At 42.0% G+C, this 20,985-nt stretch carries 20 protein-coding genes and 1 riboswitch; of the genes, 14 read left to right on the forward strand and 6 right to left on the reverse strand.

Going from position 1 to position 20,985, the window contains the following annotated elements; all coding sequences use genetic code 11:
• The first annotated feature begins 134 nt into the window (after window positions 1–134).
• The 5 genes from BEGALDRAFT_RS04255 (at window position 135) to BEGALDRAFT_RS04275 (ending at window position 4,155) form a co-directional block, all read left to right on the forward strand.
• Window positions 135–323 (forward strand): DUF2065 domain-containing protein, encoded by a 189-nt coding sequence (locus BEGALDRAFT_RS04255; RefSeq protein ID WP_002684010.1) that lies wholly within the window; start codon window positions 135–137, stop codon window positions 321–323.
• A complete protein-coding gene (locus tag BEGALDRAFT_RS04260) occupies window positions 323–1,495 on the forward strand; it encodes an ATP phosphoribosyltransferase regulatory subunit (RefSeq protein WP_002684012.1) in 1,173 nt (390 codons plus the stop codon). Before BEGALDRAFT_RS04255 ends, BEGALDRAFT_RS04260 begins: the two co-directional genes overlap by 1 nt.
• 69 nt (window positions 1,496–1,564) lie before the next feature.
• Entirely contained in the window at window positions 1,565–2,860 is a 1,296-nt protein-coding gene (locus BEGALDRAFT_RS04265) for an adenylosuccinate synthase (RefSeq protein ID WP_002684014.1), read from the forward strand.
• A gap of 95 nt (window positions 2,861–2,955) precedes the next feature.
• Complete coding sequence (locus tag BEGALDRAFT_RS04270) at window positions 2,956–3,660, forward strand: YggS family pyridoxal phosphate-dependent enzyme (protein WP_002684017.1); 705 nt, start codon at window positions 2,956–2,958, stop codon at window positions 3,658–3,660.
• A gap of 24 nt (window positions 3,661–3,684) precedes the next feature.
• Window positions 3,685–4,155, forward strand: a complete 471-nt coding sequence (locus BEGALDRAFT_RS04275) for a CoA-binding protein (protein WP_002684018.1) — start codon at window positions 3,685–3,687, stop codon at window positions 4,153–4,155.
• Between the two features lie 188 nt (window positions 4,156–4,343).
• Here the strand turns inward: BEGALDRAFT_RS04275 and BEGALDRAFT_RS04280 are convergent, their stop codons facing one another.
• Together BEGALDRAFT_RS04280 and BEGALDRAFT_RS04285 are read right to left on the reverse strand one after the other, a co-directional pair.
• Entirely contained in the window at window positions 4,344–5,183 is an 840-nt protein-coding gene (locus tag BEGALDRAFT_RS04280) for a hypothetical protein (protein WP_002684021.1), read from the reverse strand.
• Between the two features lie 69 nt (window positions 5,184–5,252).
• A complete protein-coding gene (locus tag BEGALDRAFT_RS04285; RefSeq protein ID WP_002684022.1) occupies window positions 5,253–5,879 on the reverse strand; it encodes a CoA pyrophosphatase in 627 nt (208 codons plus the stop codon).
• Window positions 5,880–6,131: 252 nt separating this feature from the next.
• Here BEGALDRAFT_RS04285 and BEGALDRAFT_RS17895 point away from each other — a divergent pair, with 252 nt between their 5' ends.
• The 3 genes from BEGALDRAFT_RS17895 (at window position 6,132) to BEGALDRAFT_RS04300 (ending at window position 8,637) form a co-directional block, all read left to right on the forward strand.
• Window positions 6,132–6,695 (forward strand): DUF2799 domain-containing protein, encoded by a 564-nt coding sequence (locus BEGALDRAFT_RS17895; protein ID WP_002684024.1) that lies wholly within the window; start codon window positions 6,132–6,134, stop codon window positions 6,693–6,695.
• 74 nt (window positions 6,696–6,769) lie between these two features.
• Window positions 6,770–7,300, forward strand: a complete 531-nt coding sequence (locus BEGALDRAFT_RS04295) for a TRAP transporter small permease subunit (protein ID WP_002684026.1) — start codon at window positions 6,770–6,772, stop codon at window positions 7,298–7,300.
• Between the two features lie 14 nt (window positions 7,301–7,314).
• On the forward strand, window positions 7,315–8,637 hold the full coding sequence (locus BEGALDRAFT_RS04300; RefSeq protein WP_040295235.1) for a TRAP transporter large permease: 1,323 nt from the start codon (window positions 7,315–7,317) through the stop codon (window positions 8,635–8,637).
• 73 nt (window positions 8,638–8,710) lie between these two features.
• Here BEGALDRAFT_RS04300 and BEGALDRAFT_RS04305 read toward each other — a convergent pair whose 3' ends face one another.
• The 3 genes from BEGALDRAFT_RS04305 to thiC all read right to left on the reverse strand — a co-directional run bounded on the left by BEGALDRAFT_RS04305 (window position 8,711) and on the right by thiC (window position 12,048).
• Window positions 8,711–9,331 (reverse strand): NUDIX domain-containing protein, encoded by a 621-nt coding sequence (locus BEGALDRAFT_RS04305; RefSeq protein ID WP_002684029.1) that lies wholly within the window; start codon window positions 9,329–9,331, stop codon window positions 8,711–8,713.
• Between the two features lie 104 nt (window positions 9,332–9,435).
• A complete protein-coding gene (locus BEGALDRAFT_RS19115) occupies window positions 9,436–9,585 on the reverse strand; it encodes a hypothetical protein (protein ID WP_002684031.1) in 150 nt (49 codons plus the stop codon).
• A 576-nt stretch (window positions 9,586–10,161) separates the two neighbouring features.
• On the reverse strand, window positions 10,162–12,048 hold the full coding sequence (thiC, locus tag BEGALDRAFT_RS04310) for a phosphomethylpyrimidine synthase ThiC (RefSeq protein ID WP_002684033.1): 1,887 nt from the start codon (window positions 12,046–12,048) through the stop codon (window positions 10,162–10,164).
• 49 nt (window positions 12,049–12,097) lie between these two features.
• A riboswitch (TPP riboswitch) is annotated at window positions 12,098–12,207 on the reverse strand.
• A gap of 368 nt (window positions 12,208–12,575) precedes the next feature.
• Here thiC and BEGALDRAFT_RS04315 point away from each other — a divergent pair.
• The 6 genes from BEGALDRAFT_RS04315 to BEGALDRAFT_RS17900 all read left to right on the forward strand — a co-directional run bounded on the left by BEGALDRAFT_RS04315 (window position 12,576) and on the right by BEGALDRAFT_RS17900 (window position 20,354).
• Window positions 12,576–14,861 (forward strand): ABC transporter permease subunit, encoded by a 2,286-nt coding sequence (locus tag BEGALDRAFT_RS04315; protein ID WP_002684034.1) that lies wholly within the window; start codon window positions 12,576–12,578, stop codon window positions 14,859–14,861.
• Window positions 14,862–15,002: 141 nt separating this feature from the next.
• Window positions 15,003–16,658: a phosphate ABC transporter permease PstA gene (pstA, locus tag BEGALDRAFT_RS04320; RefSeq protein WP_002684035.1), complete on the forward strand. Its 1,656-nt coding sequence runs from the start codon at window positions 15,003–15,005 to the stop codon at window positions 16,656–16,658.
• 60 nt (window positions 16,659–16,718) lie between these two features.
• Entirely contained in the window at window positions 16,719–17,573 is an 855-nt protein-coding gene (pstB, locus tag BEGALDRAFT_RS04325; RefSeq protein WP_002684036.1) for a phosphate ABC transporter ATP-binding protein PstB, read from the forward strand.
• Between the two features lie 71 nt (window positions 17,574–17,644).
• The gene (gene phoU, locus BEGALDRAFT_RS04330; protein ID WP_002684042.1) at window positions 17,645–18,358 is read left to right on the forward strand and encodes a phosphate signaling complex protein PhoU; all 714 of its coding nucleotides are present in this window, start codon (window positions 17,645–17,647) and stop codon (window positions 18,356–18,358) included.
• Window positions 18,359–18,453: 95 nt separating this feature from the next.
• Window positions 18,454–19,755: an AAA family ATPase gene (locus BEGALDRAFT_RS04335; RefSeq protein ID WP_002684044.1), complete on the forward strand. Its 1,302-nt coding sequence runs from the start codon at window positions 18,454–18,456 to the stop codon at window positions 19,753–19,755.
• Between the two features lie 5 nt (window positions 19,756–19,760).
• Complete coding sequence (locus BEGALDRAFT_RS17900) at window positions 19,761–20,354, forward strand: hypothetical protein (RefSeq protein ID WP_002684046.1); 594 nt, start codon at window positions 19,761–19,763, stop codon at window positions 20,352–20,354.
• Between the two features lie 3 nt (window positions 20,355–20,357).
• On the opposite strand, the gene BEGALDRAFT_RS04345 is transcribed toward BEGALDRAFT_RS17900, so the two are convergent.
• Window positions 20,358–20,870, reverse strand: coding sequence for an NUDIX hydrolase (locus BEGALDRAFT_RS04345; protein ID WP_002684048.1), 513 nt, complete (start codon window positions 20,868–20,870; stop codon window positions 20,358–20,360).
• Between the last annotated feature and the right edge of the window lie 115 nt (window positions 20,871–20,985).

The following is a 20,985-nucleotide window of genomic DNA, read 5'->3' on the forward strand; positions in this document are numbered from 1 at the left end:
GCTAAGGGATGATAAAACGGATACTTGCGGCTGTTCTTCACTTGATAAAAAAGTAAGACACAGCGACTAGTATCCGTTATTGTTTCCAAGCATCATAATACGTTTAATGCACTCTTAACTTGGTTTTGCCCTACATGATGTGGACTGAACTCGGGACAGCCTTCGCCCTATTGATTATTTTTGAAGGTATTATGCCCTTTATTAATCCGTCGCGGTTTCGCCAAACGCTTCAGGCGATGGCTGAATTGAACGATAAAACCTTACGCATTGTCGGTTTTGTCAGCATGTTATTTGGTTTACTCTTACTCTACCTCGTTCATTAATGAATCATCAGGATCGCTGGTTACTCCCTGCGGGCATTACCGATGCCCTGCCCGACGAAGCGGCACATTTAGAACATCTCCGCCGCACTATCTTAGACCTATATGCAACATGGGGTTATGAACTCATCATCCCCCCGATGATTGAATACTTAGACTCCCTCTTAGTAGGAGCAGGTCATGACTTAGACTTACAAACGTTTAAACTCATTGACCAATTAAACGGACGACTGATGGGAATTCGTGCAGATATGACCCCTCAAGCTGCCCGTATCGATGCCCACCGCTTAAAACGTGATATTCCCAGTCGTCTTTGCTATCTTGGCACTGTCTTACACACCCGTCCAACAGGCTTTACAGGCACACGCTCCTTATTACAAGTTGGTGCTGAACTTTACGGACATGCAGGCATAGAAAGCGATGCAGAAATTTTAGCCTTACTGCTCACCACCCTAACGGTAACGGGAGTGCAAGCCTTTCACGTTGACGTTGGACATGTGGGTATTTACCGTGCATTAGTCGAACAAGCCCAGTTAAATAGCGAACAAGAAAGCCTCTTATTTGCTGCCATTCAACGCAAAGCCCTTGCCGAAGTGCGTGAATTACTCACCACATGGCAGACTCCTACCCGCTTACAACACCAACTCACCGCCCTGATCGAACTCAATGGCGATGTTCACGTTTTAAACGAAGCGCGTCGAGTCTTACAAAATGCTCCCGACAGCGTACAACAAGCCTTAACGACTTTAGAACAACTGAATACCCATTTAAGCCGTTATACCCTACATTTTGACCTTGCCGAATTACGGGGATACAACTACTACAGAGGCTTAGTTTTTGCCGCCTATGTACCCGAACATGGACAAGCCATTGCACTGGGTGGACGCTATGACAATATCGGCAAAGCTTTCGGACATGCCCGCCCTGCGACAGGATTCAGTACCGACTTACGCATATTAGCAGAACTTACTACCGTTCCATCTGCGAAAAAAACCGCGATTTTTGCCCCTGCGGGACTCGATGCCAATTTACAAGCAACGATTCAACAACTCCGCCAACAAGGCGAGCGCGTCATCCAAGCTTTACCCCAACAACAAGGCGATGCCAAAGCAATGGGCTGTAACCGCGAATTACGCTGGCAAGCAGGACACTGGCAAATACACGCGCTCAGTTAAACAATCATGCAATACACACTGTTTTCAAGACTTATTTAACCTACTTCAAAAGTTTAGAGAGCTACTATCATGGGTAAAAACGTTGTAGTCATCGGCACACAATGGGGCGATGAAGGCAAAGGTAAAATTGTTGATTTATTAACCGAACGCGCGACTGCGGTGATTCGCTTTCAAGGTGGACACAACGCAGGGCATACCCTCGTTATTGATGGCAAAAAAACCGTATTACATCTAATTCCCTCAGGCATTTTACGCGATGGCGTATTATGCTTAATTGGCAATGGCGTGGTCTTATCCTTACAAGCCCTGATGGAAGAAGTTGAATTTTTAGAAAATAGCGGCATTCCTGTCCGCGAACGTTTACGCATCAGTGATGCCGCGCCACTACTCATGCCCTATCACGTTGCACTAGACCAAGCCCGCGAAAAAGCCCGTGGTGATAGCAAAATCGGTACGACAGGGCGTGGGATTGGTCCAGCCTATGAAGACAAAGTCGCCCGCCGTGCATTACGGGTTAGCGATTTATTCCACCGCGAACGCTTCGCCGCCAAATTAGGGGAAGTGCTGGACTATCATAATTTTGCCCTGCAACACTACTACAAAGTCCCCACGATTGACTTCCAAAAAACATTAGACGAAACCCTTGCGTTAGCTGAAAAAATTGCGCCAATGGTGACAGACATCACCGAATTAGTAGAAAAATTCCAAGCAAATGGGGAAAACATCATGCTAGAAGGCGCACAAGGCACGATGTTAGATATTGACCAAGGCACATACCCCTACGTGACCTCCTCCAATACCACCGCAGGCGGTGCGGCAACAGGGAGCGGGATTGGTCCCAAAGATTTGCACTATGTCTTAGGCATCACCAAAGCCTACAGCACCCGCGTTGGTTCAGGGCCATTCCCCACGGAATTATTTGATGAAATTGGCGAATACCTCACCAAACAAGGCAACGAATTTGGCGCGACCACAGGACGGCGCAGACGTTGCGGATGGTTTGATGCGGCTGCCTTACGTCGTGCCAAGTTAATCAACAGCTTAACAGGGGTTTGTATCACCAAATTAGACGTATTAGACGGCTTAGACAGCGTGCGAATTGGTATTGGCTACCGTTGCAACGGACAAGAAATTCACTTAGCCCCGACAGGAGCGGATGCGGTTGCCAGTTGCGAACCCATTTACATCGACATGCCTGGCTGGAAAGAATCCACTATCGGCATCCGTCGTTACGAAGATTTACCTGAAAATGCAAAAGCTTATTTAGAAAAATTAGAAGAACTTATCGGTGTGCCTATTGCCATGATTTCCACAGGCGCAGAACGTAACGATACTATTATTAAACAACATCCGTTTGATATCTAAGTTTTAATGATTGCGAATGCGTTAATTCTCTGATAACGCATTCGCTCATTTCCAATCCATTTCTTTTTTCCAATACCGCCCTGTTACAATCGCCCATGTCCTGCATTGCCGATGCCTTAACCCATGTTCGCCAACAGATTTTAATGGCAGAACAACAATTTAACCGTCAGCCCCACAGCGTGCAATTATTAGCGGTTAGTAAAACCCATCCACCTGATGCTGTCATTCAAGCGATACAAGCAGGACAGCTTTGTTTTGGTGAGAATTATGTACAAGAAGCTGTCGATAAAATTCAAATTTTACGAGCAGACCATCCGCAACTGGAATGGCATTTTATTGGCGCGTTACAATCGAATAAAACGCGCGTTGTCGCCGAACATTTTCACTGGGTGCATACGCTAGACAGTTTGAAAAATGCAGAACGCTTAAATCAACAACGCCCCGCCAATTTACCCGCATTACAAGTTTGTATTCAAGTGAATATCAGTGCAGAACCTCAAAAAGCAGGGATTAGTGTTGATGATGTGCCTACATTAGCGCGGGCAATTCAGACATTACCGCGTTTACAATTACGTGGGTTAATGGCGATTCCTGCGCCTGCGCCCGATTTTGCAACACAACGCCAATCTTTTCGCCAATTACGCGAAATTTTTGAACAGTTACAAGCACAAGGGATGAGTTTAGATACTTTATCGATGGGCATGACGGACGATATGCAAGCGGCGATTGCGGAAGGTGCGACCCTCGTGCGGATTGGTACGGCGATTTTTGGGGCGCGTGCGAAAAAAATTGAAGCGTAATGAATTCATGAGGGAGTGATAAACGTGGATGATGTGCAAAGTTTACGGCGTATTTTAAAAGCTTATAAAACTGTGGCGATGGTTGGTTTATCTAATAATTGGTATCGTCCCAGTTATTTTGCTGCAAAATATTTGCAAAAACAGGGTTATAAAGTTATTCCTGTTAATCCTGCTTATACAGAAGTGTTAGACGAAAAATGTTACCCTGATTTAGCGTCAATCCCTGAACCTATTGATATCGTTGACTGTTTTCGTAAGGTAGAAGAAATTCCCGCCTTAACTGAACAAGCCATTGCAATTAACGCTAAAGTTTTATGGATGCAATTAGGCATTGTCGATGAGGTCTCGGCGAAAAAGGCGGAGGTGGCAGGTTTAGAAGTGGTCATGAACCGTTGTATGAAAATTGAGTATGCGCGTTTATTTGGTGGACTCAATTTTATTGGGGTTAATACAAAAGTGATTTCGTCAAAGCGTCCGTTATGGTTGCCGTATTAATGGATAGCCGAATTTGGATTTGTTATCGATATAGCAAACGTATTATAAAACGACATGGAGGACTGGCAGTCCTGTGAGGACTGCTAGTCCTAGATTTAAATCACTTTCGCTTTTTAATTCTGCTAATTCTGTGAATTCTGATTCAGACAAGCTGTTGTCTTTTTTAACAGAAACTCGCTGAACTCAGGTTATCGATAGGTATTAACTCGATTTGTCCATCCAGCTAACCAGCGTTGTTCATTGCGTTCAACAGGCGCATTTTTAACCCGTTGAGTTAATACTTTAATCGCGGCGGTTGCAAATTCTGCTGTTGGTTGCTTGGTGTCCCCACTCATATTTTCCAAAACTTGCAATAATCCCCAGCCTTGTCCTTGATAACGTTCTGTTGTGGATGTGCCTTCACCTTTAAAATTGACATAGTCGATTAAGGCATAAATGCCGTTTGCAGATTGGGCGACGCGGTAAAATTGTTGTTTGACTTTTTCCCGTTGTGCTTCATGAGGCAGGCTTGCCAACAAGGTCGGTAAACTTTGTTCAACCCGATATGCCATAAATTCTACTTGGGTGGATAGGGTTTCATGTAAGAAACTACGCAAGGCTAACATTTCTTTACTGTTAATAGCTTTATTAAAGGTTTCTCGACTTTCCCAAGGGCAATAGGGTGTATTTGCAAGCCATTGTGGTATCGCTATTTTTTTAGTTTGCATAAATTGCAGTAACAGCGGAAACCCTTCTGTAAAAACAGGCTTTTTCCCTTTAGGGGCCCAAATAAAATGCCCAATGCCTAAAGAAGCAAACTCTTCCCCTGCATTCCAAACGGTTAAGCCCTCAACTTTTGCCCCGCTTTCGTTTTGCCAAATTTTATAACCGATGGCTAAGGCTTCTTGTTCACTCAGTTGTACTTGAAATTTATCATTATTATTACTGTCTTTTGCCCCTGTCAATGAGGTACACGCGCTTAAATAGGCGATAAAAATCAGGGTTAGTGAGTAAATATAATGCTTTACTGGGAATACTTTCATATCCATTCATGCAACCTTTGGCTTAGTGTCAATAATTTAGGTAAGTCAACTAGATAAGCAGTTGTAACTATGTTTTTAATAAGATGAATTGTGTACAGTAAAGAGGTTTTCTTGTGCTTTTGCCTGTTGTAACCGTTGGTAAAAGTTGACCAGTATGCCAGCCGTCGCGCCCCAAATCATCCGATTTTGATAATAAAATACGTGGTAAAAATGTGCTTGTCCGCGATAGTGCATGATTTCCCGTTGATGATTTCTTTCGTCTAAGATAAAACTTAGTGGAACTTCAAAGACTTCTGCTACTTCAAAACTATCTAGTTTTAAATGAAATCCTGTTTTTACAAATCCGACAACTGGCGTGATTAAAAAGCCTGTGCCTGTTTCGTAAGTATCTAATGTGCCAATAATGTCTATGAAAGGACGTGATAAGCCGATTTCTTCCATGGTTTCGCGCAATGCTGTCTCTGTCACATTGCGATCATCCACATCTACACGTCCACCAGGGAAACAAATTTGTCCTGGATGGTTATGTAAATGCGCAGTGCGTTGCGTCAAGATGATTCGGTATTCGTCCGCATATTCGACTAGGGGAAGAAGCACCGCAGCAGGGACTAATGGCGTTTTTTTAGAAAGATGTGGATTTAACGTAAAATCATCATTACTGGGTAGGCTATGCAATACAGCTTGTTGTATGAGTTGACGCATCTATGAGACCTCTAATCTGCTTTATAAACCGCTAATTTCCAATTATCCTGTTTTTATTCTATGAGCAGTTTTCTTATTTTCCTTATGATTTACCAAATTATAGATTTTTTACAATGTCTGCCAAGTCAATTGGCAAGATTTGGCTGATATGCGTGTAAAAAGAGAATAAAAATTGCTTCTTGAGTGTGCGTATTATATTCATGCAATGAAATATTTTTATTTATTCATTCCCGCTTAATTTAAGGAGAACGCATGTTTTTTAAAAAAACGTTGTTTATGATGAGTTGGGTCGTTTTATGGCAGTTATCAGGGTGTGCAAGTTTGTCTCAAGAAGAGTGCCAACAAGGTGATTGGCGCAATATTGGCTATAATGACGGTGCACAGGGTTATCAAGCCGAGCGGTTTTCTGAGCATCAAAAGGCTTGTTCTGAATATAAAATCCGTCCTGATTTTTCCTTGTATAAACAAGGTCATGACAATGGCATTGTCTCTTATTGTCGCCCAAATAATGGTTATGATGTCGGTCAACGCTTAAATAGTTATGAAGGGGTTTGTCCAAGCCATTTGGAAAATGCCTTTTTAGAGGCGTATTTAGATGGTTTAGCGGCAACTTATCGTAGTAATCAAACGACGCTAAACAGTAAAAATAGTGAATATCGCCGTTTGACAGCTTTACTCAGTGCATCTCGTGAAGAAAAAATACGTCGTAATATTCAAGAGCAGTTGAAAACTTTAAATAATGAAATAGAACAGCTTGAAAGTAAACAAGAAACTGCGACTAATCTTCGCAATCGTGCAGAGTCGGCATTACGTTAATAATCAAAATCATGTGTTGAAGAGGGAGAGTGATTGCCTCTCCTTTTTCTTATCATCCACCAAAGTTCTTATTTATGAAACCAATCCAAAAAATAGTGAGAGGCATTGACTCATTCAGTGAATGGACGGGTATTGTCACTGCGTGGTTAATCCTCTTGATGGTTTTGACCATTGTTTATGATGTATTTATGCGAGCAATGTTTAATCAAGGCTCTGTGATGTTGCAGGAATTGCAATGGCACTTGTTTGCTATTGCATTTCTGCTGGGTTCTGCTTATACCCTTAAATATGATGATCATGTCCGTGTCGATATTATTTATCGTAGCCGTTGGGTGAGTCCTAAAGCGCGGGCATGGATTGATTTATTAGGGAGTGTATTTTTCCTGATTCCCTTTAGCATTTTAATCGTTTATAGCTCTTACGATTTTGTTTATAACGCTTATGCCTTTCAAGAAGGTTCACCCGACGCTGGGGGGTTGCCTTATCGTTTTGTGCTGAAAGCAGCGTTACCACTCTGTTTTATTTTCTTAATTTTACAGGGTATTGCTGATGCATTGCGTCAAATAATGAGGATTGTAGGTCAACCGATAGAGGAGCATCCATAATGGACTTTGTTAGCATGGACGTTTGGGCATTGATTATGTTTGCTGTCCTCATGTTTACCTTGTTATTAGGATATCCCGTTGCATTTACCCTAGGTGCAATTGCATTATTGTTTGGTTTAACTTTTTTAGGCATAGGCTTTTTAAATTTGTTACCCCTGCGGATTTGGGGGATTATGACAAATTTCACCTTGTTAGCTGTCCCTTTATTTATTTTTATGGGAATAGTGCTAGAAAAGTCGGGACTTGCTGAAGATTTATTAGAAACTATGGGCTTGCTGTTCGGTAAACTTCGCGGTGGCTTGGCGATTTCTGTCATTTTCGTTGGGGCTTTATTAGCGGCAACAACGGGGGTGGTCGGTGCGACGGTGGTAACAATGGGCATTATTGCCTTGCCTGCGATGTTAAAGAATAACTATTCTGCGGTATTAGCTACTGGAACGATTGCCGCCTCGGGGACTTTAGGGCAAATCATTCCCCCCAGTGTGATTTTAATTTTATTGGGGGATGTGATGGGTGTTCCTGTTGGGCGTTTATTTATTGGGGCAGTCATACCCGGTTTACTGTTGGTATTGATTTATCTGCTTTATGTGGTTTTTGTTGCGTGGCGTTATCCTAGTAGCGCGCCTGCTTTAGCAACGGAAGCACATCGTTGGGATTGGCTGTTTTTTAGAAAATTGGTTAAAAGTGTCTTTCCTGTTCTTTTTCTAATTTTAGGGGTGTTAGGCTCTATTTTCTTTGGGGTTGCTTCGCCGACCGAGTCCGCCGCGATTGGGGCAATTTTTGCGTTGATATTAGCAGCGGTTCATAGACGCTTGAGTTTACGGAATTTATTAGATGCAATGCAACACACGCTCCGTTTAACCAGCATGGTATTTTTAATTTTAATCGGGGCAACCGCTTTCGGTTTAGTGTTTAAAGGGATGGGCGGGGATCAATTGGTTCATCACATTTTTACCAATTTACCGGGGGGAATGTGGGGATTTTTAGCGGTGTCTATGCTGATTATCTTCTTATTAGGTTTTTTCTTAGACTTTTTAGAGATTTGTTTTATTGTTGTACCGATTGTGACACCCATTGCAGCACATTTTGGCATTGATTTATTATGGTTTGCCATTTTAATTGCCGTCAATTTACAAACGTCGTTTTTAACGCCACCGTTTGGATTTTCTCTATTTTATTTAAAAGCTGTTGCACCACCGACAATACGTATTAGTATGATTTATTTAGGCATTATTCCATTTGTTATCCTACAGCTTTTAGTCTTATCGTTAATGCTGGCTTTTCCTCAAGTGACTTTATGGCTACCTAACTTTATGGATCAGTTACAGGGTTATTAATCTGCGTTCTGTGAAAAAAGATTGTTTTAGAACTGGCAGTCTTCAAAAGATTGCCAGTTTTATTTTTAGCGAGTTAAGCCACTTGCCAACGTTGTTTAACCATCGCTTTGTGTAGTGCTAGCCATTGCAGGGCAATAATAGCGGGAGAGGAGCAAATTATGCCTTTATCGATAAGGGCTAAGGCTTCATCTAAGGTTACGACGTGTACTTGAATATCTTCGTTTTCTTCTGCAAGCCCATAAATGCCCCCCACAGTGCTTGCATCGACTCGCCCACAGTAAAGTTGACAGGTTTCAGTCGTCCCCCCTGGGCTGAGTAATACTTTATGCAAGGGTATCAAATCAGTGACGCGACAGCCTGCTTCTTCTTCTGCTTCTCGGTGAGCGACTTCAATCGGGGTTTCTTCAGGTTCAATAATGCCTGCAATGATTTCCCATAACCATGATTGTTCTGGGTTTTCTAAGCTTAACGCACCTGCACGAAATTGTTCAACTAAAACAACTTGTTCCCGAATAGGGTCGTAAGGTAGTAATGCAACTGCATGACCGCGTTCAAACACTTCGCGGGACATTTCACCGCTCCAACCGCCACGAAATAGGGTATGGCGTAGGTGATATTTAACAATTTTAAAGTAACCGTTATAAGCAAGAATTTTATCAACTAATTCTATTTTTTTAGGATAGGGAGGCGACACAGAGGAGTTCCTAATAGAAAAAAGTAGGTTGGGGAAATCGCGGATATGAGCGTCAGGATTAAATGAGGAGGGAAGCGATTCCCTCCTGTTTGTACAGCGGAAGATTATTCGGGGTCTTTCTTGTCAACATCACCACAAGCAATAATGGGGGCATCTGTTTGAATCATGCCGACAGGGGCGGTTTGAGCAAAGGTGCTCATGCTGGCAAATAAGGCAGTAATAAACGCAAAACCTAAAACAGATTTCATCAACATAGTTATGTACCTTCAGAATGTGTAAGAGTAGAAAGGTAAGTAAATAATAGGTGTCAATTTAAGCGTTTTCAAGTTGTTGTGAATTATAGTAACCGTACCATAAAAGTGATTTAAATTTAGGACTAGCAGTTCTGTGAGGACTACCAGCCATCTATATTGTTTTATAGTACGTTTACTATATTGATAGTAACCTGAGTTCGGCGAGTTTCTTTTAAAAAGACAACAGCTTGTCTGAATCAGAATTCACAGAATTTTCAGAATTAGCAGAATTAAAAAGCGTGATTCACCTTAACTTTTTGGTTTGAGGGTTTTAAATCCTGTTAATCCTGAAAATCCTGATTCAGACAATGTTTTAATCTTGTCTGGTGAATCCCGATGAAAAACAAGAGAATAATCTCTGCCAGTCCTTCAAACCTTTTCGCGTGTTCCAACAGACCTGTTAGGTTTTGAAACCCTAGCAGGTCTCTGTTTTATTTTATAAAACTCGCCGAACTCAGGTTAGTAATAAAAGAACCTACTAGGTTTTCAAAACCTAGTAGGTTTCTGTTTTATTTTATAAAACTCACAGAACTCAAATTATCGATAAATCACCGCGCCTTGTGTGGTGAATTCTTCCGCTTTTTCCGCTAATCCTGTTTCTACTGCAATTTTTACGTCTGCAATGCCTTTATTTTGGGCGTAATCGCGCACGTCTTGGGTAATTTTCATCGAGCAGAAGTGGGGACCACACATAGAACAGAAGTGGGCAACTTTGGCGGATTCTTTGGGGAGGGTTTCATCATGGAATTCACGGGCTTTTAAGGGGTCTAGTCCTAAGCTGAATTGGTCTTCCCAACGGAATTCGAAACGGGCTTTGGACATGGCATTGTCACGGATTTGCGCACTGGGGTGTCCTTTGGCTAAATCCGCCGCGTGGGCTGCAATTTTGTAGGTCACAATGCCTTCACGCACATCATGTTTATTGGGTAAACCTAGATGTTCTTTCGGTGTGACGTAGCAGAGCATGGCGCATCCGTACCAGCCTATCATTGCCGCACCAATGCCTGAGGTGATGTGGTCGTATCCAGGGGCTATGTCTGTCGTCAAAGGCCCTAAGGTGTAAAAAGGGGCTTCGTCGCATTCTTTTAGTTGTTTGTCCATGTTCTCTTTAATCAGGTGTAAAGGAACATGTCCAGGCCCTTCGACCATGACTTGTACGTCTTGTTGCCATGCGTATCGGGTTAGTTCGCCTAGGGTTTCTAATTCTGCAAATTGGGCAGCGTCGTTGGCATCAGCAATAGAGCCAGGGCGTAAACCGTCACCCAATGAGAATGAAATATCGTAGGCTTGCATAATTTCGCAGATGTCGGCGAAATGGGTATAGAGGAAGTTTTCTTGATGGTGGGCTAAACACCATTTCGCCATAATCGCGCCACCACGGGAGACAATGCCCGTTAGGCGTTTCGCTGTGAGGGGGACATAGGCTAAACGGACACCAGCATGAATGGTGAAGTAGTCAACGCCTTGTTCTGCTTGTTCAATCAGAGTATCGCGGAATATTTCCCATGTGAGTTCTTCGGCTTTGCCGTCGACTTTTTCTAGGGCTTGGTAAATGGGGACTGTGCCAATGGGGACGGGGGAGTTGCGTAGTATCCATTCGCGGGTTTCGTGAATGTGTTTGCCTGTGGATAAATCCATAACGGTATCCGCGCCCCAGCGGATTGACCACACCATTTTTTCTACTTCTTCGGCAATGGAGGATGTTGTCGCTGAGTTCCCAATATTGGCGTTGACTTTGACAAGGAAGTTACGCCCGATAATCATCGGTTCTAGTTCGGTATGGTTGATATTGGCGGGAATAATTGCCCGTCCACGGGCGACTTCTGCGCGGACAAATTCGGGGGTAATAATCTTGGGAATACTTGCGCCAAAGGATTCACCTGTATGGCGATTTTTTAAATCAGTTTCGCGGAGGGTTTCTAAGCGTTGATTTTCCCGTATGGCGATGTATTCCATTTCGGGGGTGATGATGCCTTTTCGCGCATAGTGTAGTTGGGTAACGTTGTGTCCTGCTTTGGCTTTGCGGGGGGTGCGAATTTGGTGGGCAAAGCGGAGATTTTCTAATCGGGGGTCGTTTAATCGATTTTTGCCGTAGTTTGAACTGACTTGTGGTAAAACTTCGGTATCGCCCCGTTCGATAATCCATTGCGCACGAACAGGGGGAATGCCTTGGCAAACGTCAATAGTGACGCTGGGGTCGCTGTAAACGCCTGAGGAGTCGTAAACCGTAATGGGGGAATTGGTTTCTGTTTGTCCTGTAGATAAATGGGTATCTGATAATTGAATTTCACGCAGTGGAACGCGAATATCAGGGCGACTACCTTCTACATAAATTTTTCGGGAATTTGGAAAAGGGGTTAGGGTTGTGGTATCCAGTTGTATAGATTCGCCTAATGGGGCAATAGTTTGTGATGGTACGCTCATTATTTTCAATCTTAATTTAATGGGTTAAAACAAACAGCGCGGGCGTAATCTGCGGTTAAACGCGCATCCCTCCGCTGGTACTAACCAGTTCAGGTTCAAAGGGTCTTTCTCAGTTTTTAGCCTGTTAGTCGGTTGCTAAAAACACCCCTAGCCGTTTTTGACAGTATTTTGACTATCTCAGTGAGATAGTAGCATTACATGCTTGGCTAAAACATCTTTATTGATGGTGAGTGGTATGGAAAAAAGGCGATGTTAATCTGAATTAATGGGTTTATGAGAAAGCATGTTGTGTTGTGCAAGCAACAAAACTGTCAAGTTTCTATGTCACAATTGAAGGTGTTTTATCTTGGGCTTCTGTGCGTCTGTGTGAGTATTTCAGCTTTTTTATAAAAACTGCTTGTTTTTTACAGTAAGTATTGAGAGTTATTAAGTATTCACACGCTGTACAGCTTGTTTAATTCTATGAAAAACCTGACTAATTTTAGGGGTGTAACATTGTTGTCATAATTCAACAATAAAATCATTTTATGAATACTACTGCATCCAATAATCCCTCTGTTACTTCCTTATTTGATAACCCCAGCACTGAGCGTTTACATCGGTGGCGACGGCTAAAAGACCGAATTGCCCATCATAGTATGACGATTGGTGGCTCGGGCGTTATTATTGCCGTTGTCCTCATTTTCTTTTATCTCTTATATGTGGTTTTTCCGCTGTTATTACCTGCTCAAATGGAAGCCGTAAAACAGTATGCGTTGCCTGTCGCTGACGCAGGAAAAAGTCTGTATATCATGACGGAAGAGCGTGGGGAAATTGGTGTCCGTTATACTGCATCAGGTCAGGTCGTTTTCTTTGATGTTGCATCAGGTCAGCATTTACAAACGCAAACAATTAGTTTGCCCGAAGGGGTTAGCGTTACGAGCTTTAATAAAGCCGATTTTACCAGTAATGCGGTGATATTTGGTTTAAGTAACGGTCAAGCGATTGTGACACAAGCCGCTTTTGGTATTTCATTTGGGGCTAATAATGCACGCAGTGTTGAGACGACTTTAAAATATCCCATGGGACAAGCCCCCATTGTTATTGATACACAGGGGAAACCTTTATCTAAAGTAGCCGTACAGGTCGGTTCGGATGCGAATACGATTGCCGCAGTGACTGAGGATAATCGCTTAGTCTTAGCGGGGGTTACTAAGCAAAAGAATTTTATGACGGACGAGGAAACTTTACAAAGTGTGACAGGTGAAGTTGCCTTATCGCAAATGGGCAAAGCCACGCATTTATTGATTGATAAAGAACAGCGGGTTGCTTATTTAGCGGATGAAAAAGGGGAGATTCTGCGCGTTAATATCGTTGAGAAAACTGCCCCTGTGATTGAACAGAGTATTAATGCGTTAGAGCCTAATATCACGTTAACCGCACTTGCTTTTTTAAATGGGGATATTTCTTTGCTTGTTGGGGATTCTTCTGGACGCATTACCCAGTGGTTTCCTGTACGTAATGAAAAAAACGAGTCTGTTTTAACCCGTATTCGTTCATTTCATGAGCAACGCACCCCTATCACCAGTATTGATATTGAGCAACGGCGCAAAGGCTTTATTGCTGCGGATAAAGATGGCTATGTTGGCGTTTATTACACAACCTCTGAACGGGTATTGAAAGTTGAAAAAGTCAGCGATAGCCCCTTACAACAAGTTGCCTTGTCACCACGTGGCGAGGTTATTGTTGCAGAAAATGAAAAAGGGAATATCAGTGTTTGGCATTTAGAAAATCCGCACCCTGAATCTTCTATGCACGCACTGTGGGAAAAGGTTTGGTATGAAAGTTATTCCACGCCTGCCTATACATGGCAATCGACATCAGCAACTAATGATTTTGAATCTAAATTCAGTTTAGTACCTTTAGTTTTTGGGACATTAAAAGCCGCTTTCTACGCGCTTATTGTTGCGATTCCTTTATCCATCCTCGGCGCGATATATGCCGCTTATTTTATGTCGCCTGCGATGCGTACAGTAGTTAAACCCACTATCGAAATTATGGAAGCCTTACCAACGGTTATTCTTGGCTTCTTAGCAGGTTTATTGCTCGCTCCCTTTGTAGAAAGTAATTTACCGGGTGTATTAATGCTCTTGTTCTTCCTGCCGATTGGGGTCTTACTCGCCGCTTATACATGGCATATTCTGCCTAAATCCTTTACTGAGCGTGTCCCTGAAGGCTGGCAAGCGGGTTTATTAATTCCCGTTATTCTCTTCATTGGCTGGCTCTCTTTTGCCTTAACCCATCCTGTAGAAGCCTTGTTCTTTGCTGGCGATATGCCGCACTGGTTAACACAACACGGTATCGGTTTTGACCAACGTAACGCGCTGGTTGTCGGTATTGCGATGGGATTAGCGGTGATTCCTAATATTTTCTCGATTGCTGAAGATGCCATTTTTAGCGTTCCTAAACATTTAACCTCTGGTTCATTAGCCTTAGGGGCAACGCCTTGGCAAACCTTAACCCGTGTTGTCATTCTCACTGCCAGTCCAGGAATTTTCTCCGCCATTATGATAGGTGTTGGACGTGCGGTGGGGGAAACCATGATTGTATTAATGGCAACAGGGAACACGCCTGTGATGGATTTCAGTATTTTCCAAGGGTTGCGTACTTTATCAGCGAATATTGCTGTTGAATTACCTGAATCAGAAGTGAATAGCACGCACTATCGAATTTTATTCCTCGCGGCATTATTCCTGTTTTTAGTCACCTTCTTCTTTAATACCGCTGCTGAAATAGTACGCCATCGTTTACGTAAAAAGTACAGCTCGCTGTAACGCCCTAGTCATGTAGCATTTGTAGGATGTAACGCAACATAAAACACAGCGATTGATAGGATGTTTTATGTTGCGATATAAACCAACACAAACCGCGATGACATAACTGATACTCTTCAAAATATAACCGATTAGACGCTTATGAAAAACTGGTGGAAAAGTGGTGCCCCTTGGATTTGGCTAACAGCCTCCGCAGTCAGTGTTAGCATCATCGTCGTGGTGGGCTTATTAATTTTCATTGCCGTGCGTGGCTTAGAGCAATTCTATCCCTCGCCTGTGATGCAAGCCCAATATCAAGAACGTGATGGAACACGCTATCGACTGATAGCAGAAGTACGGAGCGAGGAAGAAATTCCTGCGGCTCGTTTGCGCGAATCAGGCTTTAATATCGATGCAAATATCGAATGGGTTGACCGTTATCTGGTAAAAACAGGTAATCGTGAATTGTTAGGGTTAGATTTCCGTCCCATTTTGGCAATGAATCTCAGTCAAATTGAATATCCACAAGATATTATGATTGTTGAACGTTACGAATGGGGCAATTTTTATGGCATGTTGCGTGAAGTTAAAGAAAACGGCAACGTCATTAAATCTGGCGAAGGAGTATGGGCTGAGTTACAAACCCGCATCCAACGCGCTAACCAATTAGTTACGCAAATTAGTGAGTTAAAAAAGCATAAGATAGGGAAAATTAACTATCGTTTAGAACAACTGCGTTTAGAAGAACGCCGTTTAGAATTAGCTAACGATAACGACCCCGATAAACACGCTTATATCGCAAAACAACGGGCTGAATATCAAAAAGAATTTGATGGCATTATCGCCCAAGTTGCAGAGTTAACCACACAACTCAACCGTGATAGCTTTACCGCAGAAGTCATGGATGGAAAAGTTGTAGAAATCCAATTATCCAAAGTCGTGCGGGCTTATTTACCCAATGCAATGACCTTTAGCGAAAAATTGAGCTTCTATTTCACGAAAATATGGGAATTTGCCACAGAAGAACCCCGTGAAGCGAATACCGAAGGCGGTATTTTCCCCGCGATTTTCGGCACGGTTTTAATGGTCTTCATCATGTCTATCTTTGTAACCCCTTTCGGCGTGATTGCGGCAGTTTATCTCCGCGAATATGCAAAACAAGGCGTTTTGACGCGCATGATACGCATTGCGGTTAATAATTTAGCGGGCGTTCCCTCCATTGTTTATGGTGTATTTGGTCTAGGCTTCTTCGTCTATATGATGGGTAGCACAATAGATAAAATTTTCTATCCCGAAGCATTACCTGCCCCCACTTTTGGCACAGGTGGCATTCTCTGGTCAGCGGTGACGCTGGCTATTCTAACGTTACCCGTAGTAATTGTTTCGACAGAAGAAGGCTTATCTCGGATTCCTAGCGCGATTCGTGAAGGCAGTTTAGCCCTAGGTGCAACCAAAGCAGAAACGTTATGGCGTATTATTCTCCCCATGGCAAGCCCATCTATTATGACGGGTATGATTCTCGCCATTGCTCGGGCAGCGGGAGAAGTTGCGCCCTTGATGTTGGTCGGTGTAGTAAAACTTGCCCCCACATTACCGATGGATGGCAATTTTCCCTACCTACATTTAGAACGTAAATTCATGCACTTAGGTTTCCACGTTTATGATGTGGGTTTCCAAAGCCCCAATATTGAAGCGGCTCGTCCTTTAGTGTACACAACCTCCTTACTACTGGTTGCGGTGATTGTTATTCTTAACTTATCCGCTATCGCTATCCGTAACCGCTTACGGGAAAAATACAAGGCTTTAGAATCAGCTTAAATTTAAACCTGTTCTCGTACTCACGGGGCGAGAACACGCCCCACACGGAGAATAGAACACATGCAGGATTTAGAACCAATGACCCAAGCTAATACGATTACGCACGGATTTGATATCGCTTCACTCGGACGCGGTGAGCCTACGCTCAATTTAGAACAAGAAGATATTTGTTTAGAAACAAAAGACTTCAATTTATTCTATGGCACAAAACAAGCCTTAAAAACTATCAATATGAAAATTCCCCGTAAACGGGTGACGGCTTATATTGGACCTAGCGGATGCGGTAAATCGACCTTATTGCGTTGCTTTAATCGCATGAATGACCTTGTTGATAGCGTTAATGTCAAAGGCGAAGTTTTATTAGATGGTAAAGATATTTTCCATCCCTCTGTTAATGTCGCTGATTTACGTCGTCGGGTTGGCATGGTTTTCCAAAAACCCAACCCCTTCCCCAAATCCATTTACGAAAACGTTGCCTATGGATTACGTTTACAAGGGATTAATAACCGCCGCGTTCTTGATGAAGTCGTAGAAAAATCCTTACGCGGTGCGGCACTGTGGGAAGAAGTGAAAGACCGTTTACACGAAAATGCGTTAGGGATGTCAGGCGGACAACAACAACGTTTAGTCATTGCTCGCGCTATTGCGATTGAACCTGAAGTGTTGCTTTTAGACGAACCTGCATCAGCACTCGACCCCATTTCAACCCTTAAAATTGAAGAACTGATTAGCGAATTAAAATACAAATACACCATCGTGATTGTGACTCACAACATGCAACAAGCCGCACGGGTTTCTGACTACACGGCATTTATGTATCTAGGCGAATTGATTGAATTTGGCGATACCAGCACCCTATTCACCAATCCCAAAGAAAAACAAACAGAAGACTATATTACAGGACGTTATGGCTAAACAGGCAGACAAAATGCTTGCCAAGTACTAGCATGACGGAATAGCACAGCCTTAATTTTCGGAGTCAAAACATGATGGAAGAGACCGAACATCACATATCGCAACAATTTAACCAAGAATTACGTGAACTACGTAACCAAGTGTTAAGTATGGGCGGTCTGGTTGAAGAACAGTTGCAAAACGCGCTCACAGCCCTTGTCGAATGTGACATTCAACTTGCAAAACGAGTTTATAACTCAGATTATAAAATCAATGCGTTAGAAGTCGCCATCGATGAAGACTGCTCACGCATTATTGCGCGTCGTCAACCAGCCGCCAGCGATTTACGCCTATTGATTACCGTGATTAAAACCATTGGTGATTTAGAACGTATTGGCGATGAAGCAGAACGCATCGCCCAAATGGCAATGCAGGAAGGAGAAGAAGCCCCAAGCCGTTATTTTGTGGCTATCAATCACTTCGGTAATCACGTCAAACAGATGTTGCACGAAGCACTAGACGCATTTGCGCGGATGGATATTGATGCCGCCTTACATGTGATTCGTGAAGATTTAAAAGTCGACAACGAATATGACAGCGTCAGTCGTCAACTCATGACTTACATGATGGAAGATGCACGAGCAATTCCTTTAGTCATGGATATTATGTGGGCAGCACGTGCTTTAGAACGTGTTGCGGCACACTCTCGCAACGTCTGCGAATACGTTATTTACTTTGTACGTGGTAAAGACGTTCGTCATGTCAGCGTTGACAAGATTGAAGAAGTCGCACGGGTTGGTAAATAACGCGCGATTTAAATTTAAATTGATTTAAAATGGGATGCGTAAGCCAATAGGGTTACGTGTCCTTTTTTATTATGAAATAGTGGAATAAACCAGTTATGAATCCATCGTGGACTTTAGAAGTTGAAGGCTTTGGCAAGATAAAACAAGCCAGTATTGCGGTTAAACCACTCATGTTATTTGTGGGTGATAATAACAGTGGCAAGAGTTATCTAGCTTCATTGTTCTGGGGAGTGACAGAATGGATGAGAAGGTTAGATTTTTCAGAAGATGATATAAAAACCGATATTTTTTTACGCAATTTCTTGGAGCAAGAAAAAGGTAAGCCAGAAATCACTATTACCAATGAAGTTTTTGAACATTTATTGCCTTTCATTAATAAGAGGCTAGATTCAGAAAAAGATACACTTATTCAACGCATATTAAATAATCAAGAAATAAACATTAAAAGACTAACAATAAAAAATATTATTCTTAATGAAAGTTTAGTGTTATATAAAGATGACCATCCTAATTCAGTAGCAATATTAGAAAAATACAAGCTTAAAGCTAAGGGAGACTATTTTTTATTGCATAAAAAAGCTGGACATAGTCATAGAGGTGTTTCCTCACCTTCTATTCTAGCTTGTGCCATAAATGCATTAGTGATTAAATTCTTATTTTCACTGTATTTTCCCGCCTCACGTACAGGCTTTATGCTGACATACAAATCACTTATTGCAGATTCAATAAGTTCATGGGGAATCGATAAAGAACCTAAAAGCCGCTTTTCACGTCCCACTATTGATTTTTTACAGCGACTCACAAAACTTGAGCCAAAAAAAGATATATATCATAATATTGCAGAGTCTTTAGAATCAGAAATTCTCAACGGTCAAATAATTTCTACAGCAATAGTTGCTAACGATTTTTCCTATCAACCACAAGGCACAACGCAACCACTGCCCTTATATTTAAGCTCTTCTTTAGTCACAGAACTTGCGCCTTTAATTATTTTTTTAAAATACAGTTCTGAGTACGGCGCGATTATTTTAGAAGAGCCTGAAGCTCACCTACATCCTGCTGTACAACGTATTTTAATCCGTCACTTAATTAAATTAGTTAATCGTGGCATTCCTGTTTTAATCACAACACACAGCGATACTATTTTTCAACAAGTTAATAACCTCATAAGTTTATATCAACATCCTAAACGTGAAAAACTACAAACAGAATTTGGTTATCATGATGATGAACTCATAGCCCCTAATGAAGTATCTGCTTATCAATTTACCAATACGCCTGATGGCACTGATGTTGAAGCATTAAAACAAGTAGATGGCAATGGCTTTGCTGTTCCAACCTTTAACCAAACTATTTTAGATTTATCCAAAGAAACTATTGCATTACAACGAGATTAATCAACATGCTGACAGAAAATCTCGAAGAGCGTTTAAAATGGCTTGATGTTAATAAATATAAACATATTCAAGCAGAAACTATTTTTAGTTTGGAAGAAGAAAAAAAGAAACCTGAAAATTACGCCAAGATAGCCATTGAAGTAAAAACAGGTATGATTTTATATATCAAAGGCGAGGATGTTTGTCTTGAGTGCTTACATGAAAGAACGGTAGCTGATGCGATTATTTTCTACTTGTCTGAAACAGAAACACATCTACATATTATCGAGTGTAAAACAACGGTTAGAAGTGACGAATGGGAACACATCAAAAAACAATTTAAAGGTGCATTACTCAATGCTTTTGCATTGCATGGTCTGCTTGCGCTGAAAAAAATTACAGCGATTTATGTTTATACCGCTTTTCGCCGCGATAAGATTCAACCGCAAAATAATCCAAACCCTGTTCTATTAAAAACAGGTGTGGGCACAAACTTAAACCTAACTAATAGCCTTGATTGGTTTGATGAAACCATCAAATTATTATCTATCCCTAATATCCCCCATCAAAAAATAGAACTTGATGAGAATGGCTGTGCAAATACCTCTATTATTTTTTAAAAATTAACTTATCCCCCCTTTTTCCCAAATCATCTGCAATAACGGCGTAAACCGCAATTTTTCCCGCTGTATCCATGCATCCACAAATGCAGGCGTAAACCACGCGCCTAACTCGATTTCATCAGGGTCTGGTTTTGGCGTTTCTGTTGTCACACAGCGATATACCCAGCAAAATTCCTGCGTTGTGCGCGGGCTGGCTTCTAATTGAAATAAGGCTTGTAACGGCGCGTTAATTTGTAATTCTTCTAATAATTCCCGTTCTGCGGCTTGCGCGTAACTCTCTCCCGTCGCCACATGTCCCGCTGCGGACGAATCCCAATGCAATGGAAAACTTTTTTTCTGCGCATTGCGTTTATGCAAAAAAATCTCGCCTTGTGGGTTAAAAACTAAAATATGTACGGAACGATGACGCAAGCCTAAATGATGAATTTCCGAACGTAATCGGCTTTCTATCACCATATCGTTAGTATCAACAACATCTAAATATTCCGCATTGGGTAGGGATGAAATTGTCATATTCTGCCCTTATTTTGCTTTTTTAATGGGTAAAAATCTTAAAAACATTGATAATTTGTCAAATATGTGCTGTATTTTGCAATAGAATCCTTCATAAACGTCATTTATATCGACC

It is taken from the genome of Beggiatoa alba B18LD (genome assembly GCF_000245015.1).
Lineage (GTDB): Bacteria > Pseudomonadota > Gammaproteobacteria > Beggiatoales > Beggiatoaceae > Beggiatoa > Beggiatoa alba.

Excerpts from the sequence above, each read along its gene's own strand:
- BEGALDRAFT_RS04260 (WP_002684012.1), top strand. The coding sequence starts at position 323 with ATGAATCATCAGGATCGCTGGTTACTCCCTGCGGGCATTACCGATGCC.
- thiC (WP_002684033.1), bottom strand. The coding sequence starts at position 12,048 with ATGAGCGTACCATCACAAACTATTGCCCCATTAGGCGAATCTATACAA.
- BEGALDRAFT_RS04270 (WP_002684017.1), top strand. The coding sequence starts at position 2,956 with ATGTCCTGCATTGCCGATGCCTTAACCCATGTTCGCCAACAGATTTTA.
- BEGALDRAFT_RS17895 (WP_002684024.1), top strand. The coding sequence starts at position 6,132 with ATGTTTTTTAAAAAAACGTTGTTTATGATGAGTTGGGTCGTTTTATGG.
- BEGALDRAFT_RS04265 (WP_002684014.1), top strand. The coding sequence starts at position 1,565 with ATGGGTAAAAACGTTGTAGTCATCGGCACACAATGGGGCGATGAAGGC.
- BEGALDRAFT_RS04255 (WP_002684010.1), top strand. The coding sequence starts at position 135 with ATGATGTGGACTGAACTCGGGACAGCCTTCGCCCTATTGATTATTTTT.
- phoU (WP_002684042.1), top strand. The coding sequence starts at position 17,645 with ATGATGGAAGAGACCGAACATCACATATCGCAACAATTTAACCAAGAA.
- BEGALDRAFT_RS04345 (WP_002684048.1), bottom strand. The coding sequence starts at position 20,870 with ATGACAATTTCATCCCTACCCAATGCGGAATATTTAGATGTTGTTGAT.
- BEGALDRAFT_RS04315 (WP_002684034.1), top strand. The coding sequence starts at position 12,576 with ATGAATACTACTGCATCCAATAATCCCTCTGTTACTTCCTTATTTGAT.
- BEGALDRAFT_RS04335 (WP_002684044.1), top strand. The coding sequence starts at position 18,454 with ATGAATCCATCGTGGACTTTAGAAGTTGAAGGCTTTGGCAAGATAAAA.
- pstB (WP_002684036.1), top strand. The coding sequence starts at position 16,719 with ATGCAGGATTTAGAACCAATGACCCAAGCTAATACGATTACGCACGGA.
- BEGALDRAFT_RS04300 (WP_040295235.1), top strand. The coding sequence starts at position 7,315 with ATGGACGTTTGGGCATTGATTATGTTTGCTGTCCTCATGTTTACCTTG.
- BEGALDRAFT_RS04285 (WP_002684022.1), bottom strand. The coding sequence starts at position 5,879 with ATGCGTCAACTCATACAACAAGCTGTATTGCATAGCCTACCCAGTAAT.
- BEGALDRAFT_RS17900 (WP_002684046.1), top strand. The coding sequence starts at position 19,761 with ATGCTGACAGAAAATCTCGAAGAGCGTTTAAAATGGCTTGATGTTAAT.
- BEGALDRAFT_RS19115 (WP_002684031.1), bottom strand. The coding sequence starts at position 9,585 with ATGTTGATGAAATCTGTTTTAGGTTTTGCGTTTATTACTGCCTTATTT.
- BEGALDRAFT_RS04280 (WP_002684021.1), bottom strand. The coding sequence starts at position 5,183 with ATGGATATGAAAGTATTCCCAGTAAAGCATTATATTTACTCACTAACC.
- BEGALDRAFT_RS04295 (WP_002684026.1), top strand. The coding sequence starts at position 6,770 with ATGAAACCAATCCAAAAAATAGTGAGAGGCATTGACTCATTCAGTGAA.
- pstA (WP_002684035.1), top strand. The coding sequence starts at position 15,003 with ATGAAAAACTGGTGGAAAAGTGGTGCCCCTTGGATTTGGCTAACAGCC.